Origin of the sequence: Pseudomonas sp. Leaf58, assembly GCF_003627215.1 — a bacterium.
In the GTDB taxonomy this organism is placed as follows: Bacteria; Pseudomonadota; Gammaproteobacteria; order Pseudomonadales; family Pseudomonadaceae; genus Aquipseudomonas.
Window position 1 is genome coordinate 3,046,571 of sequence record NZ_CP032677.1, and the last position, 12,535, is coordinate 3,059,105.

Below are 12,535 nucleotides of genomic sequence, written 5' to 3' on the forward strand. Positions count from 1 at the left end.
GGGCTGAGTGATCTCCCACAGGTACGGCCGGCGAAGGGCTGCGCAGCAGCCCCGGGCGCCCCTGACTGACGGGCATTAAGGCAACTCGAACAACCCCGCCGCCCCCATCCCGCCACCAATACACATTGCGACCACCACATAGCGCACGCCACGCCGGCGCCCTTCGAGCAAGGCATGGCCCACCATCCGCGCGCCCGACATGCCAAACGGGTGGCCGATCGCAATTGCCCCTCCGTTGACGTTCAACCGCTCCGGCGGGATTTCCAGCGCATCCCGGCAATGCACCACCTGGCAGGCAAACGCCTCGTTGATTTCCCACAAGCCAATATCCGCCACCCCCAGGCCAAAACGCTTGAGCAGCTTGGGCACCGCCAGCACCGGCCCAATGCCCATTTCTTGTGGCGCACACCCGGCCAAGGCAATGCCGCGGTAAATGCCCAACGGCACCAGACCACGCCGGCGCGCCTCGGCACGGCTCATCAACAAGCTGGCCGAGGCACCATCGGAAAACTGCGAGGCATTGCCCGCCGTGACGAACTCGCCCTGGCCCACCCACTTGCCGTCCTTCCATACCGGCTTCAACGCAGCCAGGTCCTCCAGCCGGGTACTCGGCCGGTTGCACTCGTCACGGTCTACCCGCACCCGCTGATGCCCGGCAGGCTGGCCGTCCTGGTCGAACAGCAGCTTGTCGACCTCCAACGGCACCAGCTCCTCGTCGAACAACCCATCACGCTGAGCGGCCGCCGTGCGCAACTGGCTCTGCAGCGAGTACTCATCCTGCACGGCGCGGCTGATGCCGTAGCGGCGCGAAACGATCTCGGCGGTTTCCAGCATTGGGATGTAGGCATCCGGCATCAGCGCCTGCACGGCCTGGGACTGCGCCCGGTAGGTGTTCTTGTGCTTGGTCTGGGTCAGCGACAACGACTCCACGCCGCCGCCAATGGCAATGTTCAGCTCACCGCTGACAATGCCCTTGGCGGCCATCCCGATGCTGATCAGCCCCGAGGCGCACATGCGGTCCACGGCCATGCCCGGCACGCTGTACGACAGCCCGCCGGTATAGGCACACAAGCGGCCGATGTTGTAGGCCTGGGTGCCCTGCTGCACGGCAGCGCCCATGATCACATCGTCGATGGCATCGGCTTCGACCCCACTACGCTCGACCACGGCACGCACCACATGCCCACCCAGTACCGGTGCCTCGGTGTCGTTGAACGACCCACGGAACGATTTGGCCAGCGCGGTACGCGCGGTGGCAACGATGACGGCTTCATTCAGGTCCATGACGGCTCACTCGGCTACAGGGTTGAAGGTATAACGGCTGATGGTGTCGATCACGCAACCAGGGCGGCTTTCGCCTTCGATTTCGACGCTGACCCGCACCACCAGCTGCACGCTGTCGGCTACCTGCTCGGCGCGCAGCACCTGGCCACGGCCGCGCACCCGCGCACCCACGCGCACCGGCGCCGGAAAACGCACACGGTCGCTGCCGTAGTTGACGCCCATCGCCAGGTTGTCGATGGTCAATAGTTGCGGCAGGAACAGGTTGACCAGCGACAGGCTCAGGTAACCGTGGGCAATGCAGGCGCCGAACGGGCCCTGCGCCGCCCGCTCAGGGTCGACATGAATCCATTGGTGGTCGCCGGTGGCTTCAGCGAACAGGTCAATGCGCTGCTGGCTGATGGTCAGCCATTCGCTGCAGCCCAGGTCGGTGCCCTCGGCAGCCAGCAAGGCCTGGGCACTGTTGAACACATGGCTCATGGGGGGCTCCTCAGGCTTGCTGTGAACTGACCGACAACACTTCACCGACCATGTACGAGGCATAGTCGCTGGCCAAAAACATCATCACGTTGGCCACTTCCCAAACCTCAGCGGCACGGCCAAAAGCCTCGCGGCTGGCCAGGCTGGCGAGCAACGCTTCGCTGGAGGCTTTCTTCAGAAAGTCATGCAGGGCAATCGACGGCGACACCGCGTTGATGCGCACGCCATGCTCGGCCGCTTCCAGTGCGCTGCAGCGGGTCAGCGCCATTACCCCGGCCTTGGCCGCAGCGTAATGCGCCTGCTCCTTCTGCGCCCGCCAGCCCAGCACCGAGGCGTTGTTGACGATGGCACCGGCACCGCGCCGCTGCATGTGTGGCAGCATGGCCCGGGTCATGCGGAAGGTGCCGGTAAGGGTCACGTCGATCACCCGTGACCATTCCTGGTCGCTCATCTCGACCACCGCCTTCTGGCCGCCGAGCCCGGCGTTGTTGATCAGCACATCGACGCCGCCCAGCAGGCCCTCGGCGCGGTCGACCAGTGCTTGCACATCGGCCTCCACGGTAACGTCGCACAGCTGGCCATAAATGGCCTGCAGCCCGGTTTCTGCCTTGAGGCGTTGCACCGCCTCCTCCAGGCGACGTGGGTGCACATCGGAAATCATCAGCGCGCGGCAGCCTTCCTCGGCGCTGCGCCGGGCTGCCGAGTAGCCTATCCCGGCACCTGCAGCGGCGGTAATCAACACAGACTTGCCGGCCAGCAACTGGTGGCCGGGTACATACGGGGGAGCTTGTTTCATAGGTGGTTTCCTGTAGTCGATGGTCTGCTCTGGCGCGGCCTAGCTGCCCCACACCCTTTGCGCCGGCGGCGCCTGGGCCAGGATCTGCGCCACCGCTGGGCCAATTTCCGCTACCTGCCAGCGCCCGCCCTTGTCCTCGGTGGTACCGGTGCGCCAGCCATCGGCCAGCGATATCCGCCCACCCTGGCTTTCAAACACCTGCCCGGTCACCTGCGCCGACTCGACACTGCCCAGCCACACCACCAACGGCGCGACGTTCTCCGGCGCCCAGGCATCGAAGCTGCCGTCTGCGGGGGCCTTGACCACATCCGGCATGGCGCTTTCGGTCATCGCTGTGCGCGCGGCAGGTGCCAGGGCGTTGGCCGTAATGCCGTAGCGGGCAAGTTCTGCCGCCTGCACCAGGGTCAGCGCGGCAATCCCGGCCTTGGCCGCGGCGTAGTTGGACTGGCCGATCGAGCCCTGCAGGCCAGCGCCGGAGCTGGTGTTGATGATCCGCCCCGCCACCGGGGTGCCGGCCTTGGCCAGGTCGCGCCAACGGCGCCCGAGGATGTTCGCCAGGCAGTAGTGGCCCTTGAGATGCACGCGCATCACCAGGTCCCAGTCGTCCTCCTCCAGGCTGATGAACATGCGGTCCCGCAGCACCCCGGCGTTATTGACCAGCACGTGCACTTCGCCGAACGCGTCGAGCGCCGCGTCGACAATGCGCTGGGCACTGGCCAGGGTGGTGATGTCGTCACTGTTGGCAATGGCCTGGCCACCGCTGGCGCGGACCTCGCTGGCCACCGCCTGCGCGGCCTCGGCGCGAATATCGTTGACCACCACCTGGGCGCCCTCGGCGCCGAATGCCAGCGCATAAGCACGGCCCAAACCGCCGCCGGCACCGGTGATGATTACCGTGCGGCCTTCACATATCGCCATGTCTGAATCCTTTTACCGGGTATGAAAAGCGCGCTTTACAGGCGCTCGATGATCGTTACGTTGGCCTGGCCACCGCCTTCGCACATGGTCTGCAAGCCATAGCGGCCGCCGCTGCATTCCAGTTCGTTGAGCAGCGTGGTGGTCAAGCGGGCACCGGTGGCGCCGAGCGGGTGGCCGAGGGCGATGGCGCCACCGTTGACGTTGGTTCGCGCCGGGTCGAAATCGAGTTCCTTGCTCCAGGCCATGACCACCGAGGCAAAGGCTTCGTTGATTTCCACCCGGTCGATGTCGGCCATGCGCAGGCCGCTGCGTTGCAAGGCCCTGCGGGTGGCGGCAATCGGTGCAGTGAGGTGCCAGATGGGGTCGTCGCCCAGCACCGTCAGGTGGTGGATGCGCGCCCTGGGCGTCAGGTCGTAGCGCTTGAGCGCCGCTTCCGATACAACCAGCAAAGCTGCCGAAGCGTCACAGGTCTGGCTGGCAACCGCCGCCGTGATCGACGGGAACTGCAGGTCGACCGGTTGCAGCTCGGCCATTTTCGCCAAACTGGTCTGGCGTGGGGTTTCGTCCACCGCCAAGCCCGGGTAGCCGACGATCTCACGGGCAAAGCGCCCGCTGGCAATGGCCGCCAACGCCCGCCGATGGCTTTCCAGCGCGAACACTTCCATCTGCTCGCGGCTGATCTGCCAATGCTCGGCAATGCGTTGCGCGGCATAAAACTGGTTGACCGGCTGCGTGCCGAAGCGCGCGCGCCAGCCCTCGCTGCCAGAGAACGGGTCGGCGAAGCCAAGTGGCTGGCCGGCCAGCATCGCCGAGGAAATCGGAATGCGGGTCATGGTCTGCACGCCGCCTACGGCGACCACATCCTGGGTGCCGCTCATCACCGCCTGGGCAGCGAAGTGCAGCGCCTGCTGCGATGACCCGCACTGACGGTCGACCGTGGTCCCCGGCACCGACAGCGGCAGCCCGGCGGCCAGCCAACTGGTACGGGCGATATCACCGGCCTGGGCGCCGATGGTATCGACACAGCCAAAGATCACATCGTCGTAATCCTCGGCGGGGATGGCGTTGCGTGCGACCAGGGCCTTGAGCACATGCGCGCCCAGGTCGATGGCATGCACCTCGGCCAGCGCGCCCTTGCGCTTGCCGGTGGGGCTGCGCAGCGCATCGACAATATATGCCTGTGCCATGTTCTACTCCTCGAAGGTGTGCCCCGGCCCAAGCCGGGTGCCGTCGGCGAACAGGTAGGCGCCGACACGGGATTTATGAAAACCGCGGTCTCCCCAGGACGCATCCAGCGCCCAGGCTCGCTTCATGAACATTTGCAGGTCGACTTCCCAGGTGTAACCCATCGCGCCATGCACCTGGATGCCGTGGCGCGCGGCCAACCAACTGGCCTCGCAGCAGGCCAGGCGGGCCTGCGACACCCATACCGAGGCGTTCGCTTGGCCGCGCGCCAGGCCATGGGCGGCGCGGTACAGCACCGGCTTGGCCTGCTCGATCTGGCGCGCCACGTCGGCCAGGTGATGCTTGACCGCCTGGAAGCTGCCGATCTGCCGGCCGAACTGCTTGCGCTGGGCCACGTAGTCCACCGACAGGTCGAGCATGCGCTGGGCCAGGCCAAGCAACTGCCCGGCCACCGACAGCGCGCCACGGTCGAGCATCTGCGCCTGCAGGCGGCGGCCTTGCTCGCCAGCGGCCAGCAAGGTCTGCGCTGACGGGTTCCAGCTCACCTGGCCCAGGCGCCGCGAGGCGTCGATGCTCGGGTTGGCCTGCACATCCACCGCCGCCCGCGGCACCAGGTGCAGGTCGGCGCCCGCCGGCAAAATCAGTACCTCGGCGAGCTGGGCGTCGCTGACCAGCGGGTTGATGGTGTGGCTGATCGCCAAGCGCACACTGCCTTCGGCGATGCGCGGCAGCAGCTCGGTGCGCGCCGGGTGCCCAGGGTCGAGGCTGGCCAGCAGGCCAGCGGCCACATAGGCGGTGTCGGCCAGCGAATCAGGGATGCCGTAGTAGCCCAGTTCCTGGGTCATCAGGGCCCAGGCCACATCGTCCATGCCCAGGCCGCCTTCGGTTTCGGGCACCGACAGCGCCGTCAGGCCCTGGGCAGCAATGCGGTTGCGCAGGTCGGGCGAGCGCCCGGCGTCGGTTTCCCAGATTTCCCGGAGCATTTCCGGGGCGGCTTCGGTCATCAGGAAACGGCTGATGGCTTCGCGAAACGCCAGCTGGTCATCGGTAAAGGTGAAGTCCATGGCCTGGTCCTTACTTGGGCAGGCCGAGCATGCGCTCGGCAATGATGTTGCGCTGGATCTCGTTGGTGCCGGCATAAATCGGCCCAGCCTGGGCGAACAGGAAGCCTTCCAGCCAGCTCGCCGCCGCTACCGCCGCCGGGGCACTGGCCAACAGTTCGCCACGGGCACCCAGCAGGCGCATGGCGGTTTCGTGCATCTTCAAGTCGAGCTCAGACCAGATAATCTTGTTGATACTCGACTCGGCGCCGATCTGTTCACCCCGGGACAGCCGACCGACCGTGTGGTAGGCCGACAATGCATAGGCCTCGGCGCCCATCCAGCAGTCGCTGACCGCTTCGCCCAGCCCAGGGTCGCGCGCCGCGCTCTCGCCGCACGCCTTGAACAGCTCGACCAGCTTGCGCGCGGTGTACTGGAAGCGCGCTGGCGAGCGCAGCAGCAGCCCGCGCTCGAAGCCGGCGGTAGCCATTGCCACGTGCCAGCCCTGGCCCTCGGCGCCAATGCGGTTGGCCACCGGCACCCGCACGTCGTCGAAGAACACCTCGGCAAAGGCGTCCTTGCCGTTCAGCGCCTTGATTGGGCGAATGCTCACCCCCGGCGCATCGAGCGGCACCATCAGGAACGACAAACCATGGTGGCGGCTGGAGCCAGGTTCACTGCGGAACAGGCCGAACAGCCAATCGGCGAAAATCGCCCGGGTCGACCAGGTTTTCTGGCCATTGAGTACATAGTGGTCGCCGTCGAGCAGCGCCTTGCTGGTGATCGCCGCCATGTCGGAGCCAGCGTTGGGCTCTGACCAACCCTGCGCCCACATGTCCACACTGGCCGCCATGCGCGGCAGAAAGCGGCGCTTCTGCTCGGCAGTGCCGAATTCCATCAAGGTCGGACCGAGCAGTAACTGGCCGTTCTGGTTGACGCGCATCGGCGCCCCGGCGCCGTAGTACTCTTCCTCGAAGATCAGCCATTCGATCAGGTCGCAGCCGCGCCCGCCCAGCTCGGCGGGCCACATCACCATCGACCAGCGGCTTTCGAACAGTTTGGCCTCCCAGGCGCGGTGCTGTTCAAAGCCTTCGCGGGTGTCATAGCTAGCCAGCGGCTGGCGTGGCAGGTTGTGCGCGAGCCAGGCCCGCACCTCGGCGCGAAACGCCTGCTGTTTGGGGGTATAGGTCAGGTGCATGGCGTTCCCTCAGAACTTGGCGTCGCGTTTTTCGACGAACGCCCGGCGGGTTTCCGCCGAATCGGGGCTGGTGTAGGCCTGCAAGGTAAAGCCCTGCTCCCAGCGATACTTGTCTTCCAGGTTGCCGTCCTCGATGCCGTTCAAGGCCTCCTTGGCGATGCGGATCATGCCCGGGCTCTTGGCGGCGATGCGCGCGGCGATCTCCAGTGCCGTTTCACGCAGCTGGGCCTTGGGCACGACACGCTCGATGAAGCCGTAGGCCTGGGCTTGCTGGGCGCCGATGCTGTCGCCGGTGAAAAACAGGTAACGCACCTTCTGCACCGGGAACAGCCGCTGCAGGTGGGCGCCGCCGCCCATGGCGCCACGGTCCACTTCCGGCAGGGCAAAACGGGCGCAGTCGGCAGCCACGACGATGTCGGCGGCGCCGGTAATGCCGATGCCGCCGCCCAGCACGAAGCCATGCACGGCGACGATCACCGGCACCGGGTTGCGGTGCACCGCCTTGAAGGTTTCATAGTTGCCGGCGTTGACCTCGACGATGCGCTCGGGGTGGGCGTCCAGTTCCTTGATGTCGACCCCGGCACAAAAGCCGCGCCCTTCGGCGCGAATGACGATGACGCGCACTTCGGGGTTGGCCCCGAGGGTGTTGATTTGCGCGGCCAGGGCGCGCCATTGCTGGCTGTCGAGGGCGTTGACCGGCGGTTTGTCGATCACCAGTTCGGCAATGCCCTGGTCGATCTGGGTGGTAAAGGCCTGGTTCATGAGCGTTCTCCGCTAAGGGCAAGTCTGTCGTTGGGGGTTGCCACAGGCTCGGCCGGGCAGCGCGCGAGCAAGGCGTCGAGGCACTGGTCGGCTTCGGCGACGATGCCTTCGATGACCTCGCGGCAACTCAGCAGCTCGCTGATCGCCGCCGCCACTTGGCCACTGGGCAAGATGCCGGCGTCCGGCTGGCCATCGACCATCGAACGCTGCAACAACACTGGCTGGTTAGCGGCCATGACCACTTGCGACAGCGCCGCCGGGTCTTCGCGCAGGGCCCGCAGGAACACCGCGCCCATGTGCGCCAGGCTCATGCCGGTGTGCTGCTTCCATTGCCAGGCGCTGGCCAGGGCGATGCGCAGGCGGCCGAACGGCCCGGCCTGTTCAAGGCGGTTGATGAAGCGGTTTTCGATCATGCGGTGGCGCATGCCGTCCACCGCAGTGGTTACCCGCACAAGCTGCGGGTCGTCGACCTTGAGGTAGCGCGCCAGGGTGGCGGCCGGGGTAGGCGACTCGCGGGTCATCAAGAACCGCGTGCCCATGGCGATGCCGCTGGCACCGGCGGCCAGCACCGAGGCCAGGCCGCGCCCGGTGGAGTGGCCACCGGCGGCGATCACCGGGACCCGCACTGCCGCCAGCACCTGCGGCAACAGGATAGAGCCCGGCACACCGCCGGTATGGCCACCGCCCTCGCCCGCCTGCAAGGTAATCAGGTCAGCGCCCAGTGCCTGGGCCTTGAGCGCATGCTTGAGGGCGCCAACGGTGGGAATGCACAACACCCCGGCGGCCTTGAAGCGGGCGATGGTTGACGCATCCGGCCCGCGCCCGTAGCTGACCGCACGCAGCCGATAACGGATGGCCAGGTCGACGCACTGCGCCGCGTTGTCCTGGAACATGTGGAAGTTGAGACCAAAGTTGCTGCCACCGGTGGCCTCGATCACCTTGCAAATCTCGCCTTCCAGCGCATCGGCGGCCAAGGTGGCACCAGCCAGGAAGCCGAACCCACCAGCCTGGGTAGTCGCGATCACCAGGTTGGCATCGGACACCCAGCCCATGGCCGTTTGCACCACCGGGTAGCGGCAACCCAGCGCCTCGGTCAGGGGCGTGTTCATCCAGCGGCTCACCGCTCGCCCCCTTCGCCTTGCAGCGCCTGCTTGTTGGCTTGGGCCATGCCCTTGGCGTCGAAGCCGCCAAGCTTGTCACCCGACAGCAGCTCGTTATGGGCATGGGCGAAGTGGTGCCAGGCGAATGCCGCATCCATGGCCGTACGCTTACCTTGCAGGTCTTCGACGTGGTTGATCGCCTGCTTGGTCAGCGCCAGGCCCATGCGCGGCTGGCGGGCAATGCTGGCCGCCAGCGCATAGGTCACCGGCTGCAATTGCTCGCGCGGCACCACGCGGTTGACCATGCCCATCTGGTAAGCGCGCTCGGCACTCATGCGCTCGCCACAGAACAAGAACTCCTTGGCGATGCGCGGGTTCAGCTCGTAGGGGTGGGCGAAGTATTCCACCCCCGGGATGCCCATGCGCACCACCGGGTCCTGGAAGAACGCATCGTCGCTAGCGACGATCAGGTCGCACACCCACGCCAGCATCAGCCCACCCGCCACACAGGCCCCATGGACCATGGCGATGGTCGGCTTGGGCAGCTCGCGCCAGCGTCGGCACATGCCCAGGTACACTTCCTGCTCGCGGGCATACAGCTGCTCCCCACCGGGTTTGTTGGTGTGGTCCCACCACAGATGGGCGCGCTCGAACGGTTTGTTGATGTCGCGCCCGGGGGTGCCGATATCGTGGCCGGCGGAAAAATGCCGGCCCTCACCGCACAGCACGATGACCTTGACGCTGTCGTCGTCCACCGCCTGGCGCAAGGCCGCGTCCAGGGCGTAGGTCATCTGCGAGTTCTGCGCATTGTTGAACGCCGGGCGGTTGAGGGTCAGCGTGGCGATGCCCTCGGCCACGTCATAGAGCACCGGGCTTTGGGTTTCGTACACGGCCGAATCTTCGCGGCTGACGAATTGGCTATCACTGCTGTGCATGCTGGTGTCCTCAGGCGGCGCGAATGCCAGGCGGGTTGCCCTTGATCGCGCTGGCGCGCAAGCCATGGGGGTCGAGACGCCGGATCAGCGCCAACTGCTCGGCGCTGGGGTGCGCGGTTTCGCGCAGTTGCGCCGACTTGAGCAGCGGGAAACCGGTCTTGTCCTGCACTTCGTCGAAGCTCACGCCCGGGTGCAGGGTGCGCACCTGCACGGCGCGGCCTGGGCCGTCGAAGTCCAGGGTGCACAGGTCGGTAATCACCTGGCGGATGTCCATCAGGTCGCGGCGTGCACCTTCAGGCCAGCGCTCGGCCTTGAAGCCCACGCCCGAAACCATGTCCACCTCGCCACTGACGAACACCCGGGTACTGTGGTTGGGCACGAAGAACGAGTTGATGTGGTTGATGCTGTTGCCCGGCAAGCCGCGCACGCCGAGCATGGCGGTGCGTGGCTTGTGGTAATCGCCGACGCAGGACAGGTTGGTCTGGCCCCAGCGGTCGACCTGGGTCGGCCCGACCATGGCGTGGCGACGGCCACCCCACACGCACTCGAACACCCGCTCGAACGACAGGTAGCCGCTGTAGCGTGGCGCTTGCTCGCCACGTGGGCCGAGCGGCAGCGGCTCCTCGACCAGAAACGCCTCGCTGTCGGTCATCAGCAGCTCGGGGCTGTGGCTGAGCTTGGCCAGGCTCGCCCCCAGGCGCGGGATCACGCCCAAGCCAGAGGCAATGACCTCGCCGTTGCCACGCCAGGCTTCGGCGGCGGCGACGATCAACAGTTCGGCAAGGGTGAATTCAGGGGTGGCAGTCATACTTGAGCTCCTCGGAACACGGGTCAGAACACGGGTAAGGGCAAGGCGCCCATGCGTGCGGCGCCGCCGTTGTGCGCCTGATAGGCTTGCTCGCCACCCGCCACGCAGGCCTCCACATAGCGCTGCCAACCGCCCTCTTCCTGGGCACTGGCGACATAGCCTTTGAGGTGTTCCAGGTCCCAGCCGTAGTCCGACGGGCACGACGTCGGGTGGGCACCGAGCGGGGCATGCACCACACCTGTCACCAGGTAACGCTCGAAGGTGTTGTAGCGGGCCTGCGCGGCATCCAGTTGCAGGCGCTGTTCGAGGCGCTCGCAAGAGACGAAGCATTGCTTGGCGGCACGGGCGAACAGGTGGTCGAAATACGGGTCGGGGCCGGTGACCAGGCAGTTGCCCAGGCGATCGGCGACATTGACGTGCAGAAATGCCACGTCCAGCTCCAGCGCCGGCATGGCCAGCAGCACCTCACCGTCGTCGTAGGGCGAGCGCACGGTCTTCAGCGCCGGGTTCAGGCGCGTCACGTCGGTGGCCAGGCCACAACGGGTGGGCAAAAACGGCAGGCGCATGCCTGCGGCGCGCAAGCCCCACTGGAACATGCCTTCGTCGAGTTCCATCAGTTCCAGTTCGCCGGCCTCGCGGGCCTTGCGGTAGTAGGGTTCGAGCGGGATGGCATCGAGGGTGACGAAGCCGAACACCAGCTTGCGCACCTTGCCGGCGGCGCACAGCATGCCCACTTCCGGGCCGCCGTAGGCGACCACGGTCAAGTCCTTGACCGGCGAGCGGAGGATTTCCCGGACGATGGCCATCGGCTTGCGCCGTGGCCCCCAGCCACCGAAGCCGATGGTCATGCCGTCGCGCAGCTGGGCGACGGCATCGGCACTGGTCATTTGCTTGTTCATGCTCAACTGCTCCTTACTGGCGGCCGACCGAGAAGTCGTGGCCCCAGATGCTGACGCGGGTGAACTCGAAGGCCGAATGTTCGGCCCAGTCGACCTGCAACCCGCCATAGCCGTACTCCAGGTCGAAGCCGGACGGTGTCTTCATGTAGAAACTGGTCATGCCATCGTTCAGGTGCTGGCCGAGGGTGGCCGACAGCTGCGCGCCGTGGGCCTGCATGCGGTCATGGGCGCGGCCGACCTCGGTCATCGAGTCCACCTCGACCATCACGTGCACGCAGCCGGACGGCACTGGGTATTCGGCCAGGGCCAGGCTGTGGTGGCGGGCATTGGCGCAGTGCAGAAAGTGGATACGCACCGGCGGCGCCGACGGGTCGGGGCGGAAATTGAAGATGTCCGACAGGCCAAAGCCGAGCACGTCCTTGGCGAACGCCAGGGTGGCGTCGAAATTCGGTGCGGGCAGCACGGTGTGGCCTAGGCCCATGTCACCGGTAACGAAACGCGGCACGCCCTGCGGCGACACAAACGGCTGGCAGTCCGAACGGTGCCCCCAGCTCAGCTCATGGGCGTTGCCCGACGGGTCGGTCAGCGTCACCAGCGCCTGCACGCCACGCTGTTCGATGGCTTCGGCGCTGCCGGCCTGCCAGGCCACGCCGCAGCGTTCCAGGTGTTGCAGGGCCTGCTTGAACGCTTGTTCGCTGGGCAACTCCCAGCCACTGGCCAGGTAGCGTGGCGAGTCGCCCTCGACCACCAGCATGCGGTAAGGCCGCTCGTCCATCTTCACGTACAGGCCGCCGCCGGGTGCCGCCTGCACCTGCATGCCGAGTACGTCCTCAGCGTAGCGTTGCCACTGGCCGAGGTTCTCGATCTGCGAGACGAAATAGCTCAAACCACGTATGTCGATCATGCCCATGTTCCTCCTGGCTCAAGGGGTTGCCTTGGGGAACATTGTGCAAAGCGCCAAGCCCGCGCTCATCGTCCGTTGAGACTAAGCGCGGTGCACGGTGCGGCGGGCGATGCGCCTAGTCCGTTTCAATGATTCGCCTGAACCGGCCCGGCCCTAGATTCGAGGTGTTGTTCACCTGAACCCCGGGGCTGCCCTGGCGCCCTTCGCGGGCAAAGTCCGCCCCGTAGGA

The 12,535-nt window shown here is 66.4% G+C and carries 13 protein-coding genes; all 13 read right to left on the reverse strand.

Annotation, left to right across the window (positions count from 1 at the left end; genetic code table 11):
• Window positions 1-75: 75 nt before the first annotated feature.
• The 13 genes from DV532_RS14130 to DV532_RS14190 are packed head-to-tail and all read right to left on the reverse strand — an operon-like array spanning window position 76 to window position 12,306.
• Complete coding sequence (locus DV532_RS14130; RefSeq protein ID WP_177339535.1) at window positions 76-1,284, reverse strand: acetyl-CoA C-acyltransferase; 1,209 nt, start codon at window positions 1,282-1,284, stop codon at window positions 76-78.
• 6 nt (window positions 1,285-1,290) lie between these two features.
• Window positions 1,291-1,761 (reverse strand): MaoC family dehydratase, encoded by a 471-nt coding sequence (locus DV532_RS14135; protein ID WP_056801344.1) that lies wholly within the window; start codon window positions 1,759-1,761, stop codon window positions 1,291-1,293.
• Window positions 1,762-1,771: 10 nt separating this feature from the next.
• A complete protein-coding gene (locus tag DV532_RS14140; RefSeq protein WP_056801342.1) occupies window positions 1,772-2,557 on the reverse strand; it encodes an SDR family oxidoreductase in 786 nt (261 codons plus the stop codon).
• A 39-nt stretch (window positions 2,558-2,596) separates the two neighbouring features.
• The gene (locus DV532_RS14145) at window positions 2,597-3,475 is read right to left on the reverse strand and encodes an SDR family oxidoreductase (protein ID WP_056801341.1); all 879 of its coding nucleotides are present in this window, start codon (window positions 3,473-3,475) and stop codon (window positions 2,597-2,599) included.
• Window positions 3,476-3,510: 35 nt separating this feature from the next.
• Window positions 3,511-4,662: an acetyl-CoA C-acetyltransferase gene (locus DV532_RS14150; protein WP_056801338.1), complete on the reverse strand. Its 1,152-nt coding sequence runs from the start codon at window positions 4,660-4,662 to the stop codon at window positions 3,511-3,513.
• A 3-nt stretch (window positions 4,663-4,665) separates the two neighbouring features.
• On the reverse strand, window positions 4,666-5,724 hold the full coding sequence (locus DV532_RS14155; protein ID WP_056801336.1) for an acyl-CoA dehydrogenase family protein: 1,059 nt from the start codon (window positions 5,722-5,724) through the stop codon (window positions 4,666-4,668).
• A gap of 10 nt (window positions 5,725-5,734) precedes the next feature.
• Window positions 5,735-6,898, reverse strand: coding sequence for an acyl-CoA dehydrogenase family protein (locus tag DV532_RS14160; RefSeq protein WP_056801334.1), 1,164 nt, complete (start codon window positions 6,896-6,898; stop codon window positions 5,735-5,737).
• Between the two features lie 9 nt (window positions 6,899-6,907).
• Window positions 6,908-7,660: an enoyl-CoA hydratase family protein gene (locus DV532_RS14165; protein WP_056801332.1), complete on the reverse strand. Its 753-nt coding sequence runs from the start codon at window positions 7,658-7,660 to the stop codon at window positions 6,908-6,910.
• The gene (locus DV532_RS14170) at window positions 7,657-8,781 is read right to left on the reverse strand and encodes a nitronate monooxygenase family protein (protein ID WP_236707522.1); all 1,125 of its coding nucleotides are present in this window, start codon (window positions 8,779-8,781) and stop codon (window positions 7,657-7,659) included. The genes DV532_RS14165 and DV532_RS14170 overlap by 4 nt, the downstream gene beginning before the upstream one ends.
• Complete coding sequence (locus DV532_RS14175) at window positions 8,778-9,695, reverse strand: enoyl-CoA hydratase (RefSeq protein ID WP_056801329.1); 918 nt, start codon at window positions 9,693-9,695, stop codon at window positions 8,778-8,780. The genes DV532_RS14170 and DV532_RS14175 overlap by 4 nt, the downstream gene beginning before the upstream one ends.
• Window positions 9,696-9,705: 10 nt before the next feature.
• Entirely contained in the window at window positions 9,706-10,503 is a 798-nt protein-coding gene (locus tag DV532_RS14180) for a CoA-transferase subunit beta (RefSeq protein WP_056801327.1), read from the reverse strand.
• 23 nt (window positions 10,504-10,526) lie between these two features.
• Window positions 10,527-11,402 (reverse strand): CoA transferase subunit A, encoded by an 876-nt coding sequence (locus tag DV532_RS14185; RefSeq protein ID WP_056801325.1) that lies wholly within the window; start codon window positions 11,400-11,402, stop codon window positions 10,527-10,529.
• Between the two features lie 13 nt (window positions 11,403-11,415).
• Window positions 11,416-12,306 (reverse strand): VOC family protein, encoded by an 891-nt coding sequence (locus DV532_RS14190; RefSeq protein WP_056801549.1) that lies wholly within the window; start codon window positions 12,304-12,306, stop codon window positions 11,416-11,418.
• Window positions 12,307-12,535 lie beyond the last annotated feature (229 nt).